Below are 22,939 nucleotides of genomic sequence, written 5' to 3'. Positions count from 1 at the left end.
CGGTTCAGCGGGCGGCGTTTTCCAGCCATTCGGCGTCGATCTCGCCCTCGGCCACGATCACGGCGGGGCCGGTCATCTCGATCTCGCCGCCGGGTCGTTCGGTGATGACCAGCCGTCCGCCGGGCACGTCCACGGTGTACGTCGCCGGGGTGCCGGTGACGGCGGGGTCGGCGCCGTCACGGCGGGCGGTGGCCACGGCGACCGCGCAGGCGCCGGTGCCGCAGGAGCGGGTCTCGCCGGAGCCGCGCTCGTGCACGCGCATCGCGACGTGGCGGGGGCCGCGGTCGACGACGAACTCGACGTTGACCCCTTCGGGGTAGGCCGAGGGCGGGCTGAACGGGGGCGGGCTGTAGAGGTCGCCGGCGTGCGCGAGGTCCGCGACGAAGGCGACGGCGTGCGGATTGCCCATGTTCACGTTCCGAGCGGGCCAGGTGCGGTCGCCGACGCTCACGGTCACCTCGCCCTCGGGGAGGCGGGCGCTGCCCATACCGACCGTGATGTCGCCGTCCTTGGCGATGTGGACGGTCTTCACTCCCCCACGGGTGGCGACGGCGAGATCGCCCTCCGTGACATGGCCGGCGTGCTGGAGGTAGCGGGCGAAGACACGGACGCCGTTGCCGCACATCTCGGCGATCGAGCCGTCGCCGTTGCGGTAGTCCATGAACCACTCCGCGTCGGCGGCCATCCCCTTGGCCTCGGGGTGCGCCGCGGACCGGACGACGTGCAGCACGCCGTCCGCGCCGAGGCCGGCCCGGCGGTCGCAGAGGGCGGCTACGGCGGCCGGGGTGAGGTCCAGGGCGTTGTCCGGGTCCGGGACGATCACGAAGTCGTTCTCGGTGCCGTGGCCCTTGAGGAAGGGGATGCTCATTCTTCGAGGGTAAAGGAGGGGTGTGTGGTCCTTCGGCGTCGGCCTCGCCCCCGGTCGGCGGCGCCTGCTAGCGCAGTCGCGCCACTCGCCACACAGCCAGGACGACCACGACCGCCACCAGCAGCACGTAGCCGATCACGACCCGCCAGTCGGGCCTGCGGCCCGAGCCCTTTGCCGGCAAGCCCGGCAGGGTGTAGCCCACCCTACGGGCCGCCATCATGCCCCAGCCCGCCGCACAGGAGCAGATCAGCAGACCCAGCATCGCGATCACCGCGCCGCTGTCGCCGAAGTCGAAGGCCAGCGGGAAAGCGAACATCAGGGAGCCCACCGCGGCCAGGCCCACGATCGGGGCCAGCTGCCACAGGCGCAGGCGGCGCTGCGGGCGGAGTTCGACCTCGACCTCGGGGCCGCTGGTGAACATCTCTTCCGGCTCGGGGCCGTCTGCGGTCACGCCGCCACCCACCGTGTCGTCCGGACCGTCCGATGTCAGGCGGTCCTCGCCGTCTTCCGGATCACCCGGTTCCACGGCGACGTGCTCGGTGTCTTGTGCGGTGTCGCGAGGGCCGGCCTCCATCGCCACGCGCCCTCCCAACTAGGACTCCACTTGCGATCGAAGCTCGATGATGGCACGGCGCCGGAGGCCTCGATGACCGGTGGCGCATCCCGATGCCATGACGTGATCAGGCTGTGACCGGTCGTTCGAGCAACGCCAGGGCCAGCCGCGGAAGTTCCTCGCGGTCCGCCGCGGCCCCACTCAACCAGTGCACCCGGGGGTCGCGCCTGAACCATGAATCCTGGCGGCGTGCGAAGCGCTTGGTGGCACGGACGGTCTCGGCCCGCGCTTCCGCTTCCGTGCACTCCCCGGCGAGCGCCCCGAGGACCTGCTGGTAGCCGAGCGCACGCGACGCCGTACGGCCCTCGCGCAGCCCGTGCGCCTCCAGCGCGCGCACCTCGTCGACGAGCCCGGCCTCCCACATCCGGTCGACGCGCAGCGCGATGCGCTCGTCGAGCTCGGGGCGGCCCACGTCGACGCCGATCTGGACGGTGTCGTAGACGGAGTCGTGGCCCGGGAGGTTGGCGGTGAAGGGCTGGCCGGTGATCTCTATCACCTCCAGGGCCCTGACGATACGGCGTCCGTTGCTGGGCAGGATGGCGCGTCCGGCCTCGGGGTCGGCGGCGCACAGCCGGGCGTGCAGGGCGCCGGAACCGCGCAGCGCGAGTTCCTCCTCCAGGCGGGCCCTGACCTCGGGGTCGGTGCCGGGGAACTCCAGGTTGTCGACGGCACCGCGGATGTAGAGCCCGGAGCCGCCGACCAGGATCGGCCAGCGGCCGTCGGCGAGCAGGGCGTCGATACGGGCGCGGGCGAGCCGCTGGTACTCGGCGACGGAGGCCGTGACGGTCACGTCCCAGATGTCGAGCAGGTGGTGCGGGACCTCGGCGCGCTCCTGGGGCGTCAGCTTGGCGGTGCCGATGTCCATCCCCCGGTACAGCTGCATGGAGTCGGCGTTGACGACCTCGCCGCCGAGCCGTTGGGCCAGGAAGACGCCGAGGTCGGACTTTCCGGCCGCGGTGGGGCCGACGACGGCGATGACACGGGGGGCGAAGGATGCGCTGCTCACCGCACCAGTCTCGCAAACCTCGCAGGCGGGTCTCGAACGAGTTACGTGACAGTCCGTGTCCGGCTTCGTTGCCCGTTGCGAGGTTCCTGTCGCCTGAGAGAGGCGGTGACCGGGGGTGGCGCAGACGGACGCACCGGGTCACGCGGGATTTCGCTCGCACGAGTAACGTATGGAGTGGATATGGGCGTTTTTGCACGATTCCTCGGGAAGAAGTCGAAGGCGACGGAGGAGCCGGGCGCCGAGACGCCGGCCGGTACCGAGCCGGACGGGGCCGAAGCGAACGGGCCCGAAGTGAACGGGTCCGAGGCGGAGAACGCGGCGGAGAACGCGGTGAAGGAGGCGGCCGGGGCGACGGCGGCGAAGGGGCCCGGCGAGGACGACGGCGGGAGCGCGGAGGCGCGCACGGAACCGGATCCCGTCGGGGTCACCGGCGCCGACAGCACTGAGATCCCCCAGCAGCAGTCCGCCAAGGAAGCCGCTGACAACGAGGCCGGCGAGGGCGCCCGCACATAGCGGCCCGCGAGGGAAGCCATAGGGAAGGTAACCATGGGTCTTTTGGACAATTTGAAGGCCAAGCTCGCCCCGGCCAAGGACAGGGCCTCTCACCTCGCGCAGCAGCACGAGGACAAGATCGACAAGCTCCAGCACGGCATGGACAAGGCCGCGCGGGTCGTCGACGAGAAAACCAAGGGCAAGTACAGCGACAAGATCCAGACGGGTACGGGCAAGGCGAAGGACGCCATGGACCGGTTTGTGCACCCGGACGCGACGGGCGGTACCGAGACCGGCCCGATCACCCCGACCCGGCCGGAGGGACCGCCGCCGGCACCCTGAACCAGGCGGACCACGAAGATCGGCGGACGGCCGAGAGTCACTCGACTCCCGGCCGTCCGCCGTTTTCCCGAAGCGGTCAGGACCAGGTCACCACGAGGTAGCCGACGCCGTACGGCGCGTCGTCGTAGAGCAGCGCCCCGGCAAGGCCCGCGTCCTCGGCAGCGCCGGCCAGGACCTGCCAGGGGGCCCGGCCCGAGGCCTTGAGCTGGTACGCCAGCTCGGTGTCGAGGGCCTTGATCGCCGCGATGTCGGCCGTGCCGAGCGCGCGGGCGGCCTCGGCGTCGAAGGGGGCGGCCCGCTCGTCGAGGTAGCCCGGCGCCTTGAGGGTGCGGCAGGCGCTGGCGTCGCCCATGACCAGCATCGCCACTCGCGCGGCCCGGCCGGCGATCTCCCGGCCGGTGCGTACGCACCGCTCAGCCTCCAGAGGCTCGCCCACGCCGAGCCCCTCGATCGGTGCGTCGGCCCAGCCGGTGCGCTCCAGCAGCCAGGCGCCGACGGCGAGCGAGGCCGGCAGCTCCCGCTCACCGGCCTCGCCGCTGCCCAGCCGTACGTCGGCGTCGACGCCGAAGCCCCGGAAGGAGCCCCGGCTGCCCTGCGGGAACACGCCCCGCCCGGGCTTCTCGGCGGGCCCGACCACCACCAGCAGGTCGGGCCGCGCGGCGGCGAGCACGCCCAGCGCGTCGGCGCAGGCGGCACGGGCGGCGTCCAGTTCGGGGGCGGCGCCCGCGGCGACCTCGGGGACGAGAAGCGGCGGGCAGGGGCAGACTGCTGCTGCGACAAGCATGATCGGCAGGTTAGCGGCGACGGCCGCCCAGGAGTCAGTCCTCGATCAGGACGTCAGTCAGGTCGATCAATGTGAGGACGAGCACCACGAGCTTGCCATCGCTGATGACGTACTCGACGAAGAGGTTGCGGGAGAGGGCGATCTCCCGCGTCGACTCGTCGCCGCGGACGGGATGGGAGAGCTTGTGCCGCGGTTCGGTCACCAGTATGGCCAGGCCGCGCTCCAGCACATCACGCCTGTCGGCAGACAGGCTGTCGCGCACTTGGGCGGCCTCTTCGGTGAACGCAACTCGGTGCGGCAACATGTGATGCTCCTTTCCGCCCGTACTGTGGCAGGCCGTCAGTCGCAGCCGCAGCCGCTCCCCGAGGCCACAGGCAGTGGCTCCGGTACGCCGATCTTCGGCAGTCCGAGCAGTACGCCCGCCGGCTTGGCCGCCTCGGCGGCATTGCGCTTCTCCCAGGCGTCGCCCGCGCTGGTCCGGCGCACGTCCAGTACGGCGCCCTCGGCGAGGAGGTGGTGCGGGGCGGCGTACGTGATCTCGACGGTGACGACGTCGCCGGGGCGGACCTCCTGGTCGGGCTTGGTGAAGTGGACCAGGCGGTTGTCGGGGGCGCGGCCGGAGAGGCGGTGGGTGGCGCCGTCCTTGCGGCCCTCGCCCTCGGCGACCATCAGCTCCAGGGTGCGGCCGACCTGCTTCTTGTTCTCGTCCCAGGAGATCTCCTCCTGGAGGGCGACGAGACGCTCGTAGCGCGCCTGGACGACCTCCTTGGGGATCTGGTTCTCCATGGTGGCCGCCGGGGTGCCGGGCCGCTTGGAGTACTGGAAGGTGAAGGCCTGGGTGAAGCGGGCCTCACGGACCACGTGCATGGTCTGCTCGAAGTCCTCCTCCGTCTCGCCAGGGAAGCCCACGATGATGTCCGTCGTGATCGCAGCGTGCGGGATGGCGGCCCGGACCTTCTCGATGATCCCGAGGTAGCGGTCCTGCCGGTACGAGCGGCGCATCGCCTTCAGAACCGTGTCCGAGCCGGACTGGAGCGGCATGTGGAGCTGGGGCATGACGTTCGGGGTCTCCGCCATGGCCGCGATCACGTCGTCCGTGAAGTCGCGGGGGTGGGGGGAGGTGAAGCGGACCCGTTCCAGACCCTCGATGTTCCCGCAGGCCCGCAGCAGCTTGCTGAAGGCCTCCCGGTCGCCGATGTCGGAGCCGTACGCGTTGACGTTCTGCCCGAGCAGCGTGATCTCGCTGACGCCCTCACCGACCAGGGCCTCGATCTCGGCGAGGATGTCGCCGGTGCGGCGGTCCTTCTCCTTGCCGCGCAGGGCCGGGACGATGCAGAAGGTGCAGGTGTTGTTGCAGCCGACGGAGACCGACACCCAGGCCGCGTACGCGCTCTCGCGCCGGGTCGGCAGCGTGGAGGGGAACGCCTCCAGCGACTCGGCGATCTCGACCTGCGCCTCCTCCTGGACCCGGGCGCGCTCCAGCAGGACCGGCAGCTTGCCGATGTTGTGCGTGCCGAAGACGACGTCGACCCAGGGGGCCTTCTTCACGATGGTGTCGCGGTCCTTCTGCGCGAGGCAGCCGCCGACCGCGATCTGCATACCGGGGCGCTTCGTCTTCATCGGGGCGAGGCGGCCGAGGTTGCCGTAGAGGCGGTTGTCGGCGTTCTCCCGGACGGCGCAGGTGTTGAAGACGACGACATCGGCGTCGCCGTCGGAGCCCTCGGGCGCGCGTACGTATCCCGCCTCCTCCAGCAGCCCGGACAATCGCTCGGAGTCGTGGACGTTCATCTGGCACCCGTAGGTGCGGATTTCGTAACTCTTGGATCCTTGAACGTCCACTGCGGGGCTCCGGTCGCTGCTTCTGGTCATGGTTCAAGGGTAGGCGTTGTCCTCGGTGCCCTGTCCCCACGCCTGTGGCGGCAGCCGGATCAGCACGCCGCTAGGGCTGCGCCCCGGTGTCCTCGCGCAGTCCGACGCGATCGTGGAGGCGGCGCAGTGGGGCCGGGGCCCACCGGTTGGCGCGATCGTCCTCGTCCCCGATCAAGGAGAGCGTGATGGGCCTGATGGAACCGTCACGGGAACGCAGCGCGGGCGCGCGTCCCGCCGTCCAGTACGAGGTGGCCTCCCGCACGCCCCGGATCCGCGCCGCGCGCCGGGTGAGGGCCGTACCCAGGGAGGGTGTCGTCGAGGGCTCCCGGGGCCCGCTCCCCGGAGAGCAACTGCAGCAGTGGTACAGGCAGTTCGGGGTCGAGCAGCTCGGCGCACCGGTCGAGGGCGGCGGCGAAGGCCGGTTCGGCTTCGTACAGTTCGCGGGCCATGCCCGGGTACTGGGTGCCCTGGCCGGTGAAGACGAAGGCGGTTCTGGCGGGCTTCGCGGGGTGCCCGCCGGTGACCGACGGCGAGGTCCGGCGGGTCCGCCACAGCCGCAGGTCGTTGGCGATCTCGATACCGCCCCGCCCGGTCACCGCGAGGCGGTGGCGGTGTGCGGCGCGTCCGGCGGCGGCGGTGAAGACGGCCGTCGGCAGGGTCTCCCGGTCGGTCCGGGACAGGTGCTCCGCCCAGCGTTCGGCCAGTGCGTCCAGGCTTTGGGGGGACTTGGTGGACAGCACCAGCAGCTCGGCCGGGCGCGGCTTCGCGATGCCGGCCGGGGGCCCGGGAAGGCTAAGGCGCGCGGCCGATCAGGAAACAAGCGGCGCTATTGGGGCGGGCGACGCCTGCGGAGGGCGTGCGTGGACGGAGGGCGCGTGACGGTGGCCGTGTGCCCGCACCGAGTTCCTGCCGTGGCCCGAGGGGCGAACCGTCGCGCCGAGAACCGCGGACACCGCGGCCCACCCGCCCCCGTCGGGCTCAGGCCCGTGCCGGTTCGGCCGCGGTGATGGCCGAGGCCACGTCGTCCGTGGCGTGGCCGGACGTGATCGCCTCGTCCCAGCGCTTCAGCAGTGCTTCGGTGAGCGGCAGTTCGAGCCCCCGGTGGTCGGCGGCCGCCAGGGCGAGGGCCGCGTCCTTGCCCGCGTGGTGCAGCGGGAAACCCGGGGTGAAGTCGTGCTCGACCATGGCACGCCCCTTGGCCGTCGCATAGGGGGATCCCAGCGGACTCTCCGTGAGGGTGCCGAGCACCAGACGCGGATCCAGCCCGAGCGCGCCGGCCAGGCTGACGGTCTCGGCCATGCCTTCGACCAGGACCGCCAGCCAGTTGTTCAGGACGAGCTTGAAGCGGGTGCCGTCGCCGAGGTGGGCCAGCCACAGCGTCCGGTGACCCAGCGCGTCGAGCAGTGGCTGTACGCGGGGGCGCAGTGCCGGATCCCCGGAGGCGAGGACGAGCAGTTCGCCCCGTTCCGCGGGCTCGGAACTCCCGGAGACGGGGGCGTCGACGAACGCGGCGGTCCCCTCGGCGAGTTCCGCCAGGTGCCGGGTGGCGTGGACGCCGACCGTGCTCATCTGGATCCAGACCGCGCCCGGCTTGAGTGTGGTCAGGGCACCCTCGGCGCCGGTCATCGCGCTCTCCACGGCGGCACCGTCGGTGAGCATGGTGATCAGGAACTCGGCCTCCGCGGCCGCCCCGGCCGGGGTCCCGGCCACCCGCGCGCCTTGGATGGCGAGCGCCTCCGCCTTCTGCCGGGTCCGGTTCCACACCGTCACGTCGAACCCGGCGCGCAGCAGACTGCGCGCGATGGGGGCGCCCATGACACCGGCGCCGAGGACGGCGACCCGGGTCCTTGCTGTGCTTGTTCGTTCGGTCTGTTCAGTTCGCTTTGTCATCACACGCTCTCCGGGGAAGGTCCGGCGACCGGGGCGGCCGCCGCCATGATCGAGTCGCTCAACTTGAGGTCCGCCGGTGCTGCGCAGGCTGCCCTTATGGGTGACGAACCGTGTCGAAGTGACCGCGGAGGTCGAGGTCAGCCCACTCTGGCGCCGACCACATGCCCGATCCCGAATACGGCCGCGGCGGCGAGGGCGCCCACGAAGAGCTGACGGGCTCCGGAGCGCAGCGGGGCCCGGCCGTTGAGCAGGCCGATCGCACCGCCGACGGCGAACAGGGCGCTGCCCGCCAGGGCGACGGCGAGGAGCAGTGCGGTCGTCCCCGAGAGGAAGAGGAAGGGCAGTACGGCGGTCAGCGCGCCGATGGCGAACGAGGCGAGGCTGGAGAACGCCGCCGACCACGGTGAACCCAACTCGTCGGGGTCCAGCCCGAGTTCCTCGCGGACCATGGTGTTCAGGGCGGTGTCGTGGTCCCGCATGATGGTCGTCGCGACATGCCGGGCGTCGTCCGAGTCCAGTCCCTTGTCCCGGTAGACCTGGGCGAGTTCCGCCTGCCGCGCGTCCGGGTCGGCGCGCAGCCGGTCGGCGGCGACCGCTATCTCGCGTTCGTAGGCCTCGCGTTGGCTGCGCATGGAGATGTACTCGCCGGCGGCCATGGAGAACGCTCCGGCCAGCAGTCCCGCGACTCCGGCGAACAGGACCGCCGTACCCGGGACGCCGGATCCGGCGAAGCCCATCACCAGGGCCGTGTTGGAGACCAGGCCGTCGTTGACGCCGAACACCGCGGCGCGCAGGGCGCCCGAGCGGTCACCGCGCCGCGATCGCCCGGCGGGGTCCCTGGTCTCGGCGTTCACCGTGTCCGCGCGAGCGACGTACGGCCGTTCGGATGACGTCAGCGACATCGCAGCACTCCGATCTTCGATGGTGGTTCCATCGGCGACGAATCCCGGCCTGCCGGATATTCACCGCCATACACATCAACGTACGGAAAGCCGCACTGTTTCCCCATTGCGATAGATATCGCAAGATAAGTGTTATCGCCGGAAAGGATAGGCAACGTGAGAATTGTATAAGTGTGACTCCCGTCGGCGGGCGTGATGGCATGGGTGGCATGGAGTTGCGGGAGCTGAGGGCGTTCGTGGCGGTGGTGGAGGAGGGCGGGCTGTCCGCTGCCGCGCGGCGGCGGGCTGTCCGCTGCCGCGCGGCGGCTGCATGTGAGTCAGCCCGCCCTGTCGCAGACGATCAGCGGGCTGGAGCGGCAGCTGGGCGTGCGGCTGCTGGTGCGCGGGCGTAACGGGGTGCGGGCCACCGAGGCGGGGACCGCGCTGGTCGGCGAGGCGCGGGCGGTGCTCGCCCGGCACGATCAGGCGCTACGAGTGATGGCCGGGTACGCCGGGCCGGGCAGCGGGGCGCTGCGCATCGGGATCCCTCTGGAGCTGCCGTCCGGGCTGCTCGACCCGGCGCTCGCCGAACTGGCCGAGGCGTATCCGTCGCGCCGGTCAGCAGAGCCACGCGTCCGGTCAGATCAACAGATCCCATGAGATGTCCTCGGTGTGGAAGATAAGGGGCGAACCGGTCGCCTCGTGCATGAGGTGACGGGAGTCCACAAGCGCCGGGACCCGCCACCGATTCCGGTCCGGCCATCGGCGGATCCGATGGCCCCCATAAGGGCGCGGACCGTGGCGGCGTCCCCGCCCGGGCCGCCCCGCCCCCGCCGTGTTTGGGCCGGTCGGGGGAGCCGGGCGGCCAGAGGCAGCGCTTATGACGGGTCTTTGCGAGGCGTATGGCCGTAGGGCGATCAACTCCGCGCGTCCAGCGGCTGCCCCGTACGGCACGGGGAGTCACCGCCTCCGAGGTGGTGACCAACAGCCCGGATCGGCACCGACCGTCATGTGTGGCAGTAATGAGCATGCCGCACCAAACCTACACAAACGGCACTTACGACCTTATCGTCCTGGGCGCCGGGCCGGTCGGGCAGAACGTCGCCGACCGGGCCCGGCCGCCGGCCTCTCCGTCGCCGTCGTGGAGCGGGAGCTGGTCGGCGGCGAGTGCTCCTACCGGGCCTGCGTCCCCAGCAAGGCGCTGCTGCGGCCGGTCATCGCGGTCGCCGACGCCCGCCGCGTGGACGGCGCCCGGCATGCCGTCACCGGGCGGCTCGACAACGACGCCGCCTTCGCCCGGCGCAACCGTTACGTCACCGACTGGGACGACAGCGGGCAGGCGCTGTGGGTGAAGTCCGTCGGCGCCGACCTCTTCCGCGGACACGGCCGGCTCGACGGGCCGCGCCGGGTCACCGTCACCCGGGACGACAGCGCCCGGCAGACCCTCGTCGCCCGGCACGCGGTGGCCGTCGCCACCGCAGCCGGCCGGTGCCGCCCGACATCCCGGGCGTCGAGGAGGCCCAGCCCTGGACGAACCGGCACGGCACCGACTCCAGCACCGTCCCCACCCGGCTGCTCGTGGTCGGCGGCGGGGAGCGCGTGGAGATGGCCGCCCTCCACCTCCAGGAAGACGGACACGCCGCTGGAACTTCCGGGTCGGCCGGTCGGCGGCTGGGGAGCGTCCGACGGGCGCCGGAAATCCGGTGGAGCAGCGCACCCCGCCCTGCCCAGGGTCCCGGCATGACCACCCGCACCTTCCGCGTCACCGTCCGCGGCGTGTTCGACGGCCTCAGCACCGAGCAGCGCGCCGAACTGCTGTCCAGGGCCGCCGACCACGACGTGCTGCGCGCGGCCTTCACGCCCGAGGGCCATCTCAGCTACGACATCGCCGCGAGGGGCGCCTTCACCTTCCGCTTCCTGGACACCGGGGAGGAAGAGGAGGACATCCTGGAGGCGACCGAACGCGCCGAGGAGGCGGCCAGGGAGTGGCTCGCCGAGCGCGGGTACGGCCACAAGAACCTCCGGTCCCGCGCGGAGGATCTCTCGCAGGCACCCCTGAGCAAACGGCAGCGCCGGGCTGCCGCCCAGCAGCAGGGCTGAGCTTCCCGGAAACGGCCACGGCGGCCTGAAGTCGCCGTGGTTCAGGTCACGTTGGGCTGTGGCCGGATTGCAGAGGCCAGGTGTCCGCGGGCGTGGCATGCTCGGGGCCGCACCGAGTTACCGGCCGGTTCTACCCGTCGGTAGCCATCGTCGGTGTCTCTTCGTCACCCCCCACCCTCAGGACTGACCTTGCGCAGACGCACGAGGCCCGGGCATGCCCTCATGCCCGCCTTCGCCGTGACCGCCCTCCTTCTCGCCGTGGGCTGCTCCGCACCCCCGCACCAGAGTTCCGCCGGGGACCGCGCCCAGGAGAACGGCCGGGTCTCCGACGACACCACCGCCACCGCCCGCACGGACGGCCAGTCGCTCGCCGTCGCCGCCGCGCCCACCGCCACCGCGACCGCGACCGCCGGTCCGGCGGGTTCGGGCCGCCCGGCGCACCGCACCAAGCTCACCATCGCCTCGTACGACAGCAGGACCCGGCGTGCCGTCATATCCAAGACGGCCAAGGGAAGTTCGGCGTCCCCGACCGTCTCCCCCAGCCCCTCGGCGTCGGCAGCGCCCCCGGCAGCACCCGGGCAGGCCGCCGTCGGTGACGTGATCGCCAGCGCCCCCGCGCCCGGCGCCCCGGACGGACTGCTCGCCAAGGTCACCAAGGTGATCGGCGAGACCGACGAGGGCACCGAGGTGCAGACCCAGCCCGCCACGCTCGACGCCCTGCTCGGCGACGACACCGCGAAGGGCACCGTGCCGGTCGCCCCCGACACCTTCGACGTGGACAAGCTGCTGCCCGGCGTCAAGGTGTCCTGGGCCGAGTCGGGTGATGTGCACGTCGGCCCGGAGGGCGCCACCGTGCCGCTCGGCAGTCTCCGGCTGGACGTCAGCGCCGAGATCCCGACCGCCACGGGCGCTCCGGCGTCCGACTCGGCCTCGGTGTCCGGCTTCGTCCAGGTCGCCCCGCAGGTCGACTTCGCCTACGGCGGCGCGGGCACCGGCGCCGCGCCCGGCGCCGCCTACCTCGGCGTCTCCGGCGACTGGGACTCGGGCTGGGCGGTCAAGGGCCGGGCCGCGGCGGCCACGGCCACCCCGCTGCGCATCCCCTTCGCCGAACTGCACGCCGACCCCGTCCTCCAGGTCGGGCCGGTCCCCGTCGTGGTCAACCTCGACCTGACCTGTTATCTCCAGATCAGCGGCGACGGCAAGATCACCGTCGACGTGGCGCAGAGCCTCAAGGGCGATTTCAAGGCGGGCGGCACCTTCGGCATGGCCCAGGGCTGGACGCCGGTGAGCAGCTCCGACATGACGAGCACACCGGTGCGCACCTCGTTGACCACCGCCGGCATCATCAAGACCGCGCTCGGCGCCGAGGCCTCGGTGGGCCTCTACGGCACCGTGGGCGTCACCGCCGACCTGGCCCCCTATCTGCGGGGCGAGGCCATCGACACGGTCACCGCCACCTCCGCGACCCCGGGCGCGGACGCCCAGGGCGCCTGGAACCTGTACGGCGGTGTCGACCTCTCCGGCACCCTGCGCCTCCAGCTGTCGATCTTCGGTACGCCGGCGGTGCAGCGAAGCATCCCGCTGGGCGCCCTGCACCGCGAGTGGAAGCTGGCGGGCGGCACGCTCTGAGCCCGGGTCAGGCCGCGCCGCCGGGTATCCAGCCCTGGCGGCGCAGCTCGGCCGAGATGTCCGGCGCCCGGTAGTGCTCGCCCTTCAGTACCTTTCCGTCGGCCCGGCGGGCGACCTCCCCGTCGGGCCCCAGCTTGCTCATGTTGGACCGGTGGATCTCGGCGATCACCGCGTCGAGGTCGATCCCGTGCACCAGCGCGGTGCCGTACGCCACGTAGACCACGTCAGCCAGTTCGTGCGCGAGCCGGTCGAGGGGCCCGGCGACTGACACCTCGGCGACCTCCGCGGCCTCCTCGGCGAGCAACTCCCCCCGGTGCGCGGCCAGCTCGGCGGACACCTCGGTCGGCGTGGTGCGGGCGTCCAGGCCGAAGGCGTGGTGGAACTCGCGGACGAGGCGGGCGGGTGAGGAGCTGGTCATGCGAACGACTCTAGCTGCCACCACTGACACTCCCGGCCCGGTGCCCTGCCCCCGGCCCTGGTCAGGAACGTGACCGGCTGGCAGGATCGCGCGCATGTCCAAGGTCTTCCCCCGCATCGGCAGGCGCCGCGCGCTCCAGGGCTCGGCCGCAGGCTTCGTCGCGTTCGGCCTGCTGCTGTGGTGGCTGCTGCCGCTGGGCGAGAAGCCGCCGACCGGGACGATCACCTTCAGCACGGGGACGCTGCGCGGGGTCTACCAGGAGTACGGCGAGCGGCTGCGCACCGAGCTGGGCCGGGACATGCCGGGGCTGAAGGTGAAGCTGGTCCAGAGCGCGGGGTCGTACGAGAACGTGCGGCGGGTGGCGACCGGTCAGGCCGACTTCACCATCGCGGCGGCCGACGCGGTGGAGACGTACGAACTGAACGACGGCCGGGGCGCCGACCGGATGCGCGGGGTGGCGCGGCTCTACGACGACTACGTCCAGCTCGTCGTGGGGCGCGACTCGGGCATCACCAGCGTCGCGCAACTACGGCACAAGCGGGTGGCGATAGGACTGCCCAACTCGGGTGTCCGGCTGATCGCCGACCGGGTGCTCAGGGCCGCCAAGATCGACCCCGCGAAGGACGTCACCCCGGTGTCCGACGGCATCGACACCGGGCCGGACCAGCTGCGGCGGGGCAAGATCGACGCGTTCTTCTGGTCGGGCGGACTGCCCACCAAGGGGCTGCTGGACCTCGCGAAGAAGTTCAGCTTCACGTTCGTGCCGATAGACGGCAGTCTCGTCACCAAGCTGCACTCCGAGAGCGAGGCAGCGCTCTACTACCGGGCGACCAACATGCCCGAGTCGGCGTATCCGTCCGTACAGCAGGGCACCACGGTGGCGACGATCGCGGTCTCCAACCTCCTCATGACCCGCAAGGACATGGACCCGCGCCTCACCGAGTGGGTGACCCGCACGGTCATCAAGAGCCGTGACGACATCGGCGCCCATGTCCACTCGGCCCAACTGGTGGACCTCCGCACGGCGATCTACACGGACCCGCTGCCCTTGCAGGAGGGCGCACGACGGTACTACCGCTCGGTGAAGCCGTGAAGCACCCCCAGGGAAACGCCCGTCAGCAGCGGGACCAGCCCCACCGGCCCGCACCCGACCGCATCCGCACCCACCCCTCTCTCACCGGCTCCTCGGTACCGCCACCGTCACCCGCAACCCCCGCGGTTCATGGTGCTCGCACGACAACGAGCCCCCACCCGCCGCCAGCAACGCCCGTGTGATCGACAACCCCAACCCCGACCCCTTCACGTTCTGATGCCGCCCGCTCCGCCAGAACCGGTCCCCCACGCGCGCGAGTTCCTCAGCGGTCAGCCCCGGCCCCGTGTCGGTCACCACGACCTTCGACACATCACCGTCGGCCGCCACTCCCACCTCCACCGAACCCCCCTCCGGCGTGAACTTCACCGCGTTGTCGATCACCGCGTCCAGTGCGCTGGACAGCGTGATCGGGTCGGCCCACCCGGTGGTCGCCGGGCACTCCCCGCTCAGCCGGACCCCCTTCGCCGCCGCCGCCGGCGCCCACGCCGCGACCCGTTCCGCCGCCAGCCGCCCGACGTCGGTCAGCATCAGGTCCGCCTCGGCGTGCTCGGCCAGCGCGAGGTCGAGCAGGTCGTCCAGGACCTGGGCGAGCCGCTTGCCCTCGGTGCGGACCGAGGCGATCTCCTCGTTGTCCGCGGGGAGTTCGAGGGCGAGCAGCTCGATGCGCAGCAGCAGCGCGGCCAGCGGGTTGCGCAGTTGGTGGGAGGCGTCGGCGACGAACGCGCGCTGCTGCTCCAGCACGTCCTCGACATTGTCCGCCATCTCGTTGAACGCCCGGGCCAGCCGTCTGAGTTCCGGCGGACCGCCGGCCGCCGCGACCCGGGACTTGAGCCGACCGCTGGCGATCTCGTGGGTGGTGGCGTCGAGCACCCGCACGGGCCGCAGCACCCACCCGGTCAGCCGTAGGGCCGCGCCGACGGCGAACAGCATCGCGGCGATCTCGCCGGCGCCGATGAACAGCCAGCCGCGCAGGGTTCGTGAACGCATCGGCCCGGTGGGCGAGTCGGTGACCACCACGGCGACGACGTCTCCGTCACGGATCACCGGCGAGGCCACGACGAGCCGGGTGCGCTGCCAGGGCCACACCTGCTGCGGGTCGTGGCTGCGCCGGCTGAGCAGCGCCTCCTCGTAGGCGTCGCGTACCTCGCCCGTCTTCGGCAGGACCCAGTCGTCCGGCGCGTTGGCCATGGAGGACGCGTTGCGGTAGAAGACGCCCGCGCGGATGCCGTAGACCTCGTAGTAGCTGATCAGTTCGCGGCGCAGGGTCTCCTGCCGGTCGTCCGTGCGCATGGGGCGCGCGGTGGTGGGTGCGTCGGTGACGAACTGGGCGAGGGCCGCGAACCGCGCAGTGTCGTCGATCCGGTCCACGACGACCTTCTGCTGCTGGGCGGCGGCCACGCTGCCGGCGAGGGGGACGCCGAGCGCGAGCAGGACCGCCGCCAGCAGGACGATGAGCAGCGGGAGGAGACGTGTGCGCACCCGTCCCCGCTACGCGGCCGGGGCGACGAGCCGGTAACCCACGCCGCGTACGGTCTCGATGAGCGCGGGCATGCGCAGCTTCGCGCGCAGGGAGGCGACATGCACCTCCAGGGTGCGGCCGGTGCCCTCCCAACTGGTGCGCCAGACCTCGCTGATGATCTGTTCCCGGCGGAAGACCACACCGGGCCGCTGGGCGAGCAGGGCCAGCAGGTCGAACTCCTTGCGAGTGAGCTGGACGACCGTGCCGCCCACGCTGACCTGGCGGGTGGGCAGTTCGATGCGGACCGGGCCGAGCCGGAGCGCGTTGTCGCCGCCGGCCGGGCCGTCCTCGTGGTGGGTGCGCCGGCTGACGGCGTGGATCCGGGCGAGCAGTTCCCCGGTGTCGTACGGCTTCACCACGTAGTCGTCCGCACCCAGGTTGAGGCCGTGGATGCGGGAGCGGACGTCGGCGCGGGCGGTGACCATGATGACCGGAGTGCTGGTGCGCTTGCGGATCTTGCCGCAGACCTCGTAGCCGTCCTGGTCCGGCAGGCCGAGGTCGAGCAGGATGACGTCGTAGCCGTCGCCCTCGGGGACGAGCGCCTGGAGGGCCTCCTCGCCGCTGCGGGCGTGGGTGACGGAGAACCCGTGCCGGGCCAGGACCGCGGAGAGTGCGGCGGCGACATGGTTGTCGTCCTCGACGAGCAGCAGTCTCATCCCGGCCCCCTCCGGTTCAACGGTCGTTTCGTCCTGGTTCGTTCTCGACTTGCCTGCGGAAAACCTGCGCCTTGTAGAAGGCGCGCGCACGCGCGTGCACGATGGCAGTCACGCTGATGGACGACGATGGCGTCAAGGGGGTTCGGGCGGCGGGCCGGTTCCGTTACCCGGCCGATACGCGAGCAGGTTGCCGCTGCTACGACATGTGCCCGAATGCTATCGGATCGTGATGCTCAGATCTCCCTCAGATGTAATGACGCTGGTCATGCGCGGTAACTACATTCCTCCGAAACCGAGGAGGACGGAGCCCGATAGCGATGACCGAAGTATCGTTGGCCAAGGAAGATGCGGCCGCGACCGACGAACTGGTCGTCTTGAAGAGCGTCAACAAGCACTTCGGCGCGTTGCACGTGCTCCAGGACATCGACCTGACGATCGCCCGCGGCGAGGTCGTCGTGGTGATCGGGCCCTCCGGGTCCGGTAAGTCGACTCTGTGCCGCACCATCAACCGCCTGGAGACCATCGACTCCGGAACGATCACGATCGACGGCAAGCCGCTGCCCCAGGAGGGCAAGGAGCTGGCCCGGCTGCGCGCCGACGTCGGCATGGTCTTCCAGTCCTTCAACCTCTTCGCGCACAAGACGGTGCTCGAGAACGTGATGCTCGGTCAGGTGAAGGTCCGCAGGGCGGACAAGAAGCAGGCCGAGGAGAAGGCCCGCGCCCTGCTCGACCGGGTCGGTGTGGGCTCCCAGGCCGACAAGTACCCCGCACAGCTCTCCGGTGGCCAGCAGCAGCGCGTCGCGATCGCGCGGGCGCTGGCGATGGACCCGAAGGTCATGCTCTTCGACGAGCCGACCTCGGCCCTCGACCCCGAGATGATCAACGAGGTCCTGGAGGTCATGCAGCAGCTGGCCAGGGACGGCATGACGATGATCGTCGTCACCCACGAGATGGGGTTCGCCCGGTCGGCCGCGAACCGGGTGGTCTTCATGGCCGACGGCCGGATCGTCGAACAGGCCACGCCCGACCAGTTCTTCAGCAACCCGCGCAGCGACCGGGCCAAGGACTTCCTGTCGAAGATCCTGCACCACTGAGACGCGGCAGGACCCGCTTCCTTTTCACAGACGTCGTCACCAAAACGAGGGATGTTCATCATGCAGCTCCGCAAGGTCACCGCCGCCTCGGCCGCCGTGCTCGCGCTCGCCCTGTCCGCCACGGCGTGCGGCGGCAGCGGCAAGAACGACGGCAGCGGTTCGTCGGGCGGCGGCAAGATCAAGATCGGCATCAAGTACGACCAGCCCGGTCTCGGCCTCCAGAAGCCCGACGGCTCCTTCTCGGGCTTCGACGTGGACGTGGCCACGTATGTCGCCGGACAGCTCGGTTACAAGCCGAACCAGATCGAGTTCGTGCAGACCAAGAGCGCCGACCGCGAGAACGCCCTCGCACGCGGTGACGTGAAGTTCATCGCGGCCACCTACTCGATCACCGACGAGCGCAAGCAGAAGGTGGACTTCGCCGGCCCCTACCTGCTGGCCCACCAGGACCTGCTGGTCAAGAACAACTCGGACATCGCCAAGGGCACGGACCTCAACGGCAGGAACCTGTGTTCCGTGACGGGTTCGACCTCGGCGCAGAACGTCCAGAAGACGATCGCCCCGAAGGCCAACCTCAAGGAGGTCGGCACCTACTCGGAGTGCATCGCCGGCCTGCAGAGCGGTGCCGTCGACGCCGTGACCACGGACGACTCGATCCTGGCGGGCTTCGCCGCGCAGGACAAGTACAAGGGCCAGTTCAAGCTCGCCGGTCTGAAGCTGAGCAACGAGAACTACGGCATCGGCGTCAAGAAGGGCGACTCCGCAACCCTCGGCAAGATCAACACGGCGCTGGAGAAGATGGTCAGCGACGGCTCCTGGAAGAAGGCGGTCGACGCCAACTTCGGCCCGGCGAACTACAAGAACGAGCCCGCCCCGAAGATCGGCGTGATCGTCAAGTAAGGCGCCGTTCCGCGCGCCCCGCGGAACTCCGCCGACGCAGGGACCCGGCAGGTCGCACGGTTCCTCGGGCGCGCCGCCGCCACCGCTTCCCCTGGCGGCGGCGCGCCACGCCCTTCACGTACGCCACACACACCCGGAAGCGCGGGAGATCGTGTTCGACTTTCTTCAAGGCTACGACGTCCTAGGGGCGTTCTGGACGACGGTGCAACTGACCGTCTTCTCCGCCGTGGGCTCCCTGGTCTGGGGCACCCTGCTGGCCGCGATGCGGGTCAGCCCGGTCCCGCTGATGCGCGGGTTCGGCACGGCCTACGTCAACATCGTCCGGAACATCCCCCTGACGGTCATCGTCATCTTCACCTCACTCGGCCTCGCCGACATCTTCGGCGTCACCCTCGGCGCCCACGACTTCAAGATCCAGGGCTTCCGGCTGGCCGTGCTCGGTCTCATCGCCTACACCGCGGCCTTCGTCTGCGAGGCCATCCGTTCCGGCATCAACACCGTGCCCGTCGGACAGGCCGAGGCGGCCCGCGCGATCGGGCTGAACTTCTCGCAGACCCTGCGGCTGATCGTGCTGCCGCAGGCCTTCCGCGCGGTGATCGGCCCGCTGGCCAACGTCCTGATCGCCCTGACCAAGAACACCACCGTGGCGGCCGCGATCGGCGTGGCCGAGGCCGCGACCCTGATGAAGACGATGATCGAGAACGAGGCCCAGACACTCGCCATCGGCGCGGTCTTCGCCTTCGGCTTCGTGGTCCTGACCCTCCCGACCGGCCTGTTGCTCGGCTGGCTCGCCAAGCGCCTGGCGGTGAAGCGATGAGCTCGGTTCTGTACGACACCCCGGGGCCCCGCGCCAAGCGGCGCAACGTACTCCTGTCCGTCGTCTTCGTCCTGCTCCTCGCCCTCCTGCTCTGGTGGGTCTGGCAGAAGATGGACGACAAGGGCCAGCTGAAGTGGTCCCTGTGGCAGCCGTTCACCACCTCCGACGCGTGGACCACGTATCTGCTGCCGGGCCTCGGCAACACCCTCAAGGCCGCGGCCCTCTCCATGGTCATCGCCCTTCCGCTGGGCGCGGTCTTCGGTATCGCCCGGATGTCCGACCACACGTGGATACGCATCCCGGCCGGCGCCGTCGTGGAGTTCTTCCGCGCGATCCCGGTCCTGCTGCTGATGCTGTTCGCCCAGGAGTTCTACGTCCGCTCCACCAACATAGGCAGCGACGAACGACCCCTGTACGCGGTCGTCACCGGCCTGGTGCTCTACAACGCCTCGGTGCTCGCCGAGGTCGTACGCGCCGGTGTCCTGGCCCTGCCGAAGGGGCAGACGGAGGCGGCGTACGCGATCGGTCTGCGCAAGGGGCAGACCATGACGAGCATCCTGCTGCCGCAGGCGGTCACCGTGATGCTGCCGGCCATCGTCAGCCAGCTCGTGGTGATCGTGAAGGACACAGCGCTGGGCGGTGTGATGCTGCAGTTCACCGATCTGCTCAACGCCCGTGGCACGCTGGCCGCCAACTACGCCAACGTCATCCCCAGCTTCATCGTCGTGGCGATCATCTTCATCCTGCTGAACCTGGTCCTCACCACGTTCGCGTCCTGGCTGGAGCGCCGGCTGCGGCGCAGCAAGCGCGGCACGGGCGCGGTCCTGGGCGCCGACGATGTCGACGATCTGAACGCGGCCGAGGTCGGCGGCGGCTTCGCCACCGGAGCGTCCGCCTGACACGGAGTCAACCCGGACGACACCCAAGGAGGCAGCGGCCGTACGACCGCTGCCTCCGCCGTTTTCCGGGCCGGTGCCGGGCCCGCGCGCCCGCCATGCTGACGTGTCCCCGGGTGCGCCGCTTGACCGGGTGGCGCCCAGTCTGTTGCATACGTTCTGTGATCGTGCACCCTGCTCCACCAACCTGTTCATCCGTGTCCGTCGGGACTTGCGTACGGGCAGGGGGCGCCGCGCCGTGGACCCGGTGATCATCGTCGGAGCGGGGCCCGTCGGGCTCACGCTCGCCCTGGCGCTGGCGCGTCAGGAGGTGCCGTCCGTCGTCCTGGACGAGGGCCCGGGCAAGGACGAGCCGCGCCCGGCGCGCACGGTGCTGCTGCGCGAGGACACCGCCGCGCTGCTGGCACGGCTGTCCGGCGCGCCGCTGGACGAGCTGGGCACCCGCTGGACCGGCTGGCGCTCGATGCGTCGCAAGCAGGTGATGCGCGAGGTCGTCTTCGACGACGCCGGCGAACCGTCCCCGCTGCACATCGCCCAGCACACGCTCACCAACGCCCTGCGCGCCGCGATCGTCGACCAGCCGCTGATCAGGGTCGCCACGGACAGCCGTCTGGACACCGTCGAGCAGGAACGCTCCGGCGTCACCGCGCACACCCGCGGCCCCAAGGCCACCTGGTGGCGCGGCAGTTACCTGGTGGGCTGCGACGGCCCCCGCTCGACCGTGCGCAAGCTCCTGGACATCCGCTTCCCCGGCCGTACGGCGGTGGAGCGGCACGCGGTCGCCGCGCTGCGCGCGGAACTTCCGTGGCCCGGTCAGGCGTTGCTCCATCGGACACCGCCGTGGCGGACGTCCGGGCCCTCGGCCGGGGAGGTGACCGCCCGCCCCCTCCCGGACGGCGTGTGGCGCCTGGACTGGCTGCTGCCGCCCGGCAAGGACCTGGTCACGCCCGAGCTCCTGGTGAACCGGATCCGCGAGACCCTCGCGGGCTGGACGGGCGGCACCACACCGCCGTACGACCTGCTCGACACCGGGGTGCACACGGTCCACCACCGTCTCGCCCGCCGGTGGCGGGTGGGCCGGGTGTTCGTCGCCGGGGACGCGGCGCATCTCCTCGGCGCGTTCGGCACGCACGGCCTGGAGGAGGGCCTGCGGGACGTGGACAACCTCGCCTGGAAGCTGGCCCCGGCCTGGCACCACGGTCCGCACGAGGCTCTGCTGGACAGCTACCAGACGGAGCGGCGGGCGGTGGTCGCCGCCCGGCTGCGCACCGCCGACCAGGTGCTGCCGGTGCTGCGCGGCGGTGGCGGGCTGCGCGGGATCGTGCCCGGCGCCGCCCGGGGACATGACGCGCTCCTCTCCGAAGGTCACCTGGGGCACGGCCCGCTCGGTGCGCCGGGGGCCTACGCCGATTCCCCGCTCGCACCCCGGCACCTGGAGCACGAGGTCCCGGTCGACACCCCGCCGGGGGCTCCGGTCACCGACGTCCGGGTCACCGCGGAGGACGGCACCTTCGTACAGCTGCGCTCACGGCTCGGCCGCGGCGCGCTGCTCGTCGTACTCATCGCACCCGGTACGGGCGTATGGGACCGCAAGCACTGGGTCTCCGCCGGGATCATGCCCCGACTCACCGCGGCCGTGACCGCGCTGCCGCACCCCGCCGAGCTGCTGGTCGCCGAGGCCTACCCGGGCGCACCGGCGCACTCCGTGCTGCTCGTGCGCCCCGACGGCCATCTGGTCACCGCCCTCAACGGGGTCCGCCCGGCCGATCTGTACGCGGCCGCCGAGGCGACGCTGGGCGGCAAGGACACGGAGCGGACGGAGGCGGAGGCACAGGCCGGTTCCGGCGCGCGGTGAACGCACGGTGACGGCGCAGTCCACATGCTGACAGTGAGTTGACCGGTCTGCACCGGCATGGTGTACTCCGCAACGTGAACGACACCACTGTGCGCCTGTGGCGGAAGGTCCATGTCGACCTGGTCCGCTATGCGGGCTGCGTGTGTCTTCCGTCCTGCTGATTTCGCTTTTCTCCTTTCTTCTCCGGGCGCAGTCTGCGCCCCCTTCGGCGAACCTTCATCAGGAACGGTGCACGTGTCTGCCTCTCTCTCCACCCCGTCCTCGCCCGTCTCTCCGTCCGCCTCCGCGCCCGGCGCCGCGCCCACCCAGGCGGACCTCCTCGACTTCGTCCGGCGTACGGCCGCCGACACCGAGCTGATCTCCTCGCTCCCGCTCGACCCCGAGGGCCGCACCTGGGTACGGCTTGAGGGCCCCGGCGGCAGCGAGGCCTGGCTGATCGGCTGGCCGCCCGGCAGTGGCACCGGCTGGCACGACCACGCCGAGTCGGTCGGCGCCTTCCTCACCGCCGCCGGTGAGCTGCGGGAGAACTCTCTCGCCACCCGGCTGCCCACCGACGGCTGGAAGACCCTGGAGCTCTCCGAGGACGTCGACCGCGAGCGTCGGCTGCCCGCCGGAAAGGGCCGCTCCTTCGGTCGCGACCATGTCCACGAGGTGCTCAACGACTCCACCGGGCACCACGCGATCTCCGTCCACGCCTACTACCCGCCGCTGCCGCGGATCCGCCGCTACAGCCGCAGCGGACCGGTACTGCGCCTGGAGCAGGTCGAGCGCCCGGAGGACTGGCAGTGAGCGGCTCCGGACAACCCCCCGTCGGCATCGACGAGTTGCTGGACCGGGTGCGGGCCGGCTACCGGCGCGTGGCGGCACACGAGGCGTACGAGGCGGCGCAGGCCGGAGACGCCCTGCTGGTGGACATCCGGTACGCGGCGCTGCGCGATCGGGACGGAGTGATCCCGGGCGCCCTGGTCATAGAGCGCAACGAGCTGGAGTGGCGCCTGGACCCCCAGGGCAGCCACAAGACCCCCGAGGCCACCGGCCACGACCTCCAGGTCGTCGTGATCTGCAACGAGGGCTACGCCTCCAGCCTGGCCGCCGCCTCCCTCCACCAGCTGGGCCTGCACCGCGCGACAGACCTGATCGGCGGCTTCCAGGCCTGGAAGGCAGCGGGTCTACCGGTCACGCCCTGACGACACCGGTCCCTGGTCCTGCGCCGTCGC

General features: G+C 71.3%; 26 protein-coding genes and 1 pseudogene. 15 read left to right on the top strand and 12 right to left on the bottom strand.

Going from position 1 to position 22,939, the window contains the following annotated elements; translation table 11 throughout:
* Positions 1 to 4: 4 nt before the first annotated feature.
* The 3 genes from dapF to miaA all read right to left on the bottom strand — a co-directional run bounded on the left by dapF (position 5) and on the right by miaA (position 2,487).
* Entirely contained in the window at positions 5 to 868 is an 864-nt protein-coding gene (dapF, locus tag ACZ7OO_RS25495; protein WP_471507967.1) for a diaminopimelate epimerase, read from the bottom strand.
* Between the two features lie 67 nt (positions 869 to 935).
* Positions 936 to 1,442, bottom strand: a complete 507-nt coding sequence (locus tag ACZ7OO_RS25490) for a hypothetical protein (RefSeq protein WP_471508274.1) — start codon at positions 1,440 to 1,442, stop codon at positions 936 to 938.
* A gap of 106 nt (positions 1,443 to 1,548) precedes the next feature.
* Positions 1,549 to 2,487, bottom strand: coding sequence for a tRNA (adenosine(37)-N6)-dimethylallyltransferase MiaA (gene miaA / locus ACZ7OO_RS25485; protein WP_471507965.1), 939 nt, complete (start codon positions 2,485 to 2,487; stop codon positions 1,549 to 1,551).
* Positions 2,488 to 2,667: 180 nt separating this feature from the next.
* Between miaA and ACZ7OO_RS25480 the strand changes: the two genes are divergently transcribed.
* Positions 2,668 to 3,000, top strand: coding sequence for a hypothetical protein (locus ACZ7OO_RS25480; protein ID WP_471507963.1), 333 nt, complete (start codon positions 2,668 to 2,670; stop codon positions 2,998 to 3,000).
* 33 nt (positions 3,001 to 3,033) lie between these two features.
* Positions 3,034 to 3,321, top strand: a complete 288-nt coding sequence (locus ACZ7OO_RS25475) for an antitoxin (RefSeq protein WP_471507961.1) — start codon at positions 3,034 to 3,036, stop codon at positions 3,319 to 3,321.
* Positions 3,322 to 3,397: 76 nt separating this feature from the next.
* On the opposite strand, the gene ACZ7OO_RS25470 is transcribed toward ACZ7OO_RS25475, so the two are convergent.
* From ACZ7OO_RS25470 to ACZ7OO_RS25445, 6 genes are all read right to left on the bottom strand, one after another.
* Positions 3,398 to 4,105 (bottom strand): class III extradiol dioxygenase subunit B-like domain-containing protein, encoded by a 708-nt coding sequence (locus ACZ7OO_RS25470; RefSeq protein ID WP_471507959.1) that lies wholly within the window; start codon positions 4,103 to 4,105, stop codon positions 3,398 to 3,400.
* A gap of 34 nt (positions 4,106 to 4,139) precedes the next feature.
* Positions 4,140 to 4,409, bottom strand: coding sequence for a hypothetical protein (locus tag ACZ7OO_RS25465; protein ID WP_471507957.1), 270 nt, complete (start codon positions 4,407 to 4,409; stop codon positions 4,140 to 4,142).
* Between the two features lie 35 nt (positions 4,410 to 4,444).
* Positions 4,445 to 5,974 carry a tRNA (N6-isopentenyl adenosine(37)-C2)-methylthiotransferase MiaB gene (miaB, locus tag ACZ7OO_RS25460; RefSeq protein WP_471507955.1) on the bottom strand — a complete coding sequence of 510 codons (1,530 nt, stop codon included), beginning with the start codon at positions 5,972 to 5,974 and terminating at the stop codon, positions 4,445 to 4,447.
* Positions 5,975 to 6,177: 203 nt separating this feature from the next.
* Positions 6,178 to 6,714 carry an acyltransferase domain-containing protein gene (locus ACZ7OO_RS25455; RefSeq protein ID WP_471507953.1) on the bottom strand — a complete coding sequence of 179 codons (537 nt, stop codon included), beginning with the start codon at positions 6,712 to 6,714 and terminating at the stop codon, positions 6,178 to 6,180.
* Between the two features lie 238 nt (positions 6,715 to 6,952).
* The gene (locus ACZ7OO_RS25450) at positions 6,953 to 7,864 is read right to left on the bottom strand and encodes an NAD(P)-dependent oxidoreductase (RefSeq protein ID WP_471507951.1); all 912 of its coding nucleotides are present in this window, start codon (positions 7,862 to 7,864) and stop codon (positions 6,953 to 6,955) included.
* Between the two features lie 137 nt (positions 7,865 to 8,001).
* Complete coding sequence (locus ACZ7OO_RS25445; RefSeq protein ID WP_471507949.1) at positions 8,002 to 8,766, bottom strand: VIT1/CCC1 transporter family protein; 765 nt, start codon at positions 8,764 to 8,766, stop codon at positions 8,002 to 8,004.
* Positions 8,767 to 9,078: 312 nt separating this feature from the next.
* Between ACZ7OO_RS25445 and ACZ7OO_RS25440 the strand changes: the two genes are divergently transcribed.
* The 4 genes and pseudogenes from ACZ7OO_RS25440 (at position 9,079) to ACZ7OO_RS25425 (ending at position 12,474) form a co-directional block, all read left to right on the top strand.
* Positions 9,079 to 9,405, top strand: a complete 327-nt coding sequence (locus ACZ7OO_RS25440) for a LysR family transcriptional regulator (RefSeq protein WP_471507947.1) — start codon at positions 9,079 to 9,081, stop codon at positions 9,403 to 9,405.
* 368 nt (positions 9,406 to 9,773) lie between these two features.
* Positions 9,774 to 10,356, top strand: a pseudogene (locus ACZ7OO_RS25435) (FAD-dependent oxidoreductase); the annotation flags it as partial.
* Positions 10,357 to 10,485: 129 nt separating this feature from the next.
* A complete protein-coding gene (locus ACZ7OO_RS25430; RefSeq protein ID WP_471508272.1) occupies positions 10,486 to 10,845 on the top strand; it encodes a DUF6204 family protein in 360 nt (119 codons plus the stop codon).
* A gap of 222 nt (positions 10,846 to 11,067) precedes the next feature.
* The gene (locus tag ACZ7OO_RS25425) at positions 11,068 to 12,474 is read left to right on the top strand and encodes a hypothetical protein (RefSeq protein WP_471507945.1); all 1,407 of its coding nucleotides are present in this window, start codon (positions 11,068 to 11,070) and stop codon (positions 12,472 to 12,474) included.
* A gap of 7 nt (positions 12,475 to 12,481) precedes the next feature.
* On the opposite strand, the gene ACZ7OO_RS25420 is transcribed toward ACZ7OO_RS25425, so the two are convergent.
* A complete protein-coding gene (locus ACZ7OO_RS25420) occupies positions 12,482 to 12,892 on the bottom strand; it encodes a pyrophosphohydrolase domain-containing protein (protein ID WP_471507943.1) in 411 nt (136 codons plus the stop codon).
* Positions 12,893 to 12,986: 94 nt separating this feature from the next.
* Here ACZ7OO_RS25420 and ACZ7OO_RS25415 point away from each other — a divergent pair, with 94 nt between their 5' ends.
* Entirely contained in the window at positions 12,987 to 13,985 is a 999-nt protein-coding gene (locus tag ACZ7OO_RS25415; protein WP_471507941.1) for a TAXI family TRAP transporter solute-binding subunit, read from the top strand.
* Between the two features lie 81 nt (positions 13,986 to 14,066).
* Here ACZ7OO_RS25415 and ACZ7OO_RS25410 read toward each other — a convergent pair whose 3' ends face one another.
* Positions 14,067 to 15,464 carry a sensor histidine kinase gene (locus tag ACZ7OO_RS25410; protein ID WP_471507939.1) on the bottom strand — a complete coding sequence of 466 codons (1,398 nt, stop codon included), beginning with the start codon at positions 15,462 to 15,464 and terminating at the stop codon, positions 14,067 to 14,069.
* A 9-nt stretch (positions 15,465 to 15,473) separates the two neighbouring features.
* Positions 15,474 to 16,160, bottom strand: a complete 687-nt coding sequence (locus ACZ7OO_RS25405; RefSeq protein WP_352224499.1) for a response regulator transcription factor — start codon at positions 16,158 to 16,160, stop codon at positions 15,474 to 15,476.
* A gap of 317 nt (positions 16,161 to 16,477) precedes the next feature.
* On the opposite strand from ACZ7OO_RS25405, the gene ACZ7OO_RS25400 reads away from it, so the two are divergent.
* The 8 genes from ACZ7OO_RS25400 to ACZ7OO_RS25365 all read left to right on the top strand — a co-directional run bounded on the left by ACZ7OO_RS25400 (position 16,478) and on the right by ACZ7OO_RS25365 (position 22,909).
* On the top strand, positions 16,478 to 17,254 hold the full coding sequence (locus tag ACZ7OO_RS25400) for an amino acid ABC transporter ATP-binding protein (RefSeq protein ID WP_471507937.1): 777 nt from the start codon (positions 16,478 to 16,480) through the stop codon (positions 17,252 to 17,254).
* Positions 17,255 to 17,314: 60 nt separating this feature from the next.
* Positions 17,315 to 18,154 carry a glutamate ABC transporter substrate-binding protein gene (locus ACZ7OO_RS25395; RefSeq protein WP_471507935.1) on the top strand — a complete coding sequence of 280 codons (840 nt, stop codon included), beginning with the start codon at positions 17,315 to 17,317 and terminating at the stop codon, positions 18,152 to 18,154.
* A 151-nt stretch (positions 18,155 to 18,305) separates the two neighbouring features.
* The gene (locus ACZ7OO_RS25390) at positions 18,306 to 18,971 is read left to right on the top strand and encodes an amino acid ABC transporter permease (protein WP_352224502.1); all 666 of its coding nucleotides are present in this window, start codon (positions 18,306 to 18,308) and stop codon (positions 18,969 to 18,971) included.
* Positions 18,968 to 19,870 (top strand): amino acid ABC transporter permease, encoded by a 903-nt coding sequence (locus ACZ7OO_RS25385; protein WP_471507933.1) that lies wholly within the window; start codon positions 18,968 to 18,970, stop codon positions 19,868 to 19,870. The genes ACZ7OO_RS25390 and ACZ7OO_RS25385 overlap by 4 nt, the downstream gene beginning before the upstream one ends.
* Before the next feature lie 235 nt (positions 19,871 to 20,105).
* The gene (locus ACZ7OO_RS25380; protein ID WP_471507931.1) at positions 20,106 to 21,722 is read left to right on the top strand and encodes an FAD-dependent monooxygenase; all 1,617 of its coding nucleotides are present in this window, start codon (positions 20,106 to 20,108) and stop codon (positions 21,720 to 21,722) included.
* A 74-nt stretch (positions 21,723 to 21,796) separates the two neighbouring features.
* Entirely contained in the window at positions 21,797 to 21,883 is an 87-nt protein-coding gene (locus ACZ7OO_RS25375) for a putative leader peptide (RefSeq protein WP_350779852.1), read from the top strand.
* 73 nt (positions 21,884 to 21,956) lie between these two features.
* Positions 21,957 to 22,511 carry a cupin domain-containing protein gene (locus ACZ7OO_RS25370; RefSeq protein ID WP_471507929.1) on the top strand — a complete coding sequence of 185 codons (555 nt, stop codon included), beginning with the start codon at positions 21,957 to 21,959 and terminating at the stop codon, positions 22,509 to 22,511.
* Positions 22,508 to 22,909, top strand: a complete 402-nt coding sequence (locus ACZ7OO_RS25365) for a rhodanese-like domain-containing protein (RefSeq protein ID WP_471507927.1) — start codon at positions 22,508 to 22,510, stop codon at positions 22,907 to 22,909. Before ACZ7OO_RS25370 ends, ACZ7OO_RS25365 begins: the two co-directional genes overlap by 4 nt.
* Positions 22,910 to 22,939 lie beyond the last annotated feature (30 nt).

The sequence above is a fragment of the Streptomyces sp. NPDC111744 genome (assembly GCF_055634995.1).
Note: the sequence above shows the minus strand (reverse complement) of the source record. Positions and strands in the feature narration are given on the sequence as shown.

Excerpts from the sequence above, each read along its gene's own strand:
- ACZ7OO_RS25445 (WP_471507949.1), bottom strand. The coding sequence starts at position 8,766 with ATGTCGCTGACGTCATCCGAACGGCCGTACGTCGCTCGCGCGGACACG.
- ACZ7OO_RS25400 (WP_471507937.1), top strand. The coding sequence starts at position 16,478 with ATGACCGAAGTATCGTTGGCCAAGGAAGATGCGGCCGCGACCGACGAA.
- ACZ7OO_RS25425 (WP_471507945.1), top strand. The coding sequence starts at position 11,068 with ATGCCCGCCTTCGCCGTGACCGCCCTCCTTCTCGCCGTGGGCTGCTCC.
- ACZ7OO_RS25385 (WP_471507933.1), top strand. The coding sequence starts at position 18,968 with ATGAGCTCGGTTCTGTACGACACCCCGGGGCCCCGCGCCAAGCGGCGC.
- ACZ7OO_RS25490 (WP_471508274.1), bottom strand. The coding sequence starts at position 1,442 with ATGGAGGCCGGCCCTCGCGACACCGCACAAGACACCGAGCACGTCGCC.
- miaB (WP_471507955.1), bottom strand. The coding sequence starts at position 5,974 with ATGACCAGAAGCAGCGACCGGAGCCCCGCAGTGGACGTTCAAGGATCC.
- ACZ7OO_RS25465 (WP_471507957.1), bottom strand. The coding sequence starts at position 4,409 with ATGTTGCCGCACCGAGTTGCGTTCACCGAAGAGGCCGCCCAAGTGCGC.
- ACZ7OO_RS25475 (WP_471507961.1), top strand. The coding sequence starts at position 3,034 with ATGGGTCTTTTGGACAATTTGAAGGCCAAGCTCGCCCCGGCCAAGGAC.
- ACZ7OO_RS25395 (WP_471507935.1), top strand. The coding sequence starts at position 17,315 with ATGCAGCTCCGCAAGGTCACCGCCGCCTCGGCCGCCGTGCTCGCGCTC.
- ACZ7OO_RS25420 (WP_471507943.1), bottom strand. The coding sequence starts at position 12,892 with ATGACCAGCTCCTCACCCGCCCGCCTCGTCCGCGAGTTCCACCACGCC.
- ACZ7OO_RS25405 (WP_352224499.1), bottom strand. The coding sequence starts at position 16,160 with ATGAGACTGCTGCTCGTCGAGGACGACAACCATGTCGCCGCCGCACTC.
- ACZ7OO_RS25450 (WP_471507951.1), bottom strand. The coding sequence starts at position 7,864 with ATGACAAAGCGAACTGAACAGACCGAACGAACAAGCACAGCAAGGACC.
- ACZ7OO_RS25470 (WP_471507959.1), bottom strand. The coding sequence starts at position 4,105 with ATGCTTGTCGCAGCAGCAGTCTGCCCCTGCCCGCCGCTTCTCGTCCCC.
- ACZ7OO_RS25430 (WP_471508272.1), top strand. The coding sequence starts at position 10,486 with ATGACCACCCGCACCTTCCGCGTCACCGTCCGCGGCGTGTTCGACGGC.
- dapF (WP_471507967.1), bottom strand. The coding sequence starts at position 868 with ATGAGCATCCCCTTCCTCAAGGGCCACGGCACCGAGAACGACTTCGTG.
- ACZ7OO_RS25480 (WP_471507963.1), top strand. The coding sequence starts at position 2,668 with ATGGGCGTTTTTGCACGATTCCTCGGGAAGAAGTCGAAGGCGACGGAG.
- ACZ7OO_RS25415 (WP_471507941.1), top strand. The coding sequence starts at position 12,987 with ATGTCCAAGGTCTTCCCCCGCATCGGCAGGCGCCGCGCGCTCCAGGGC.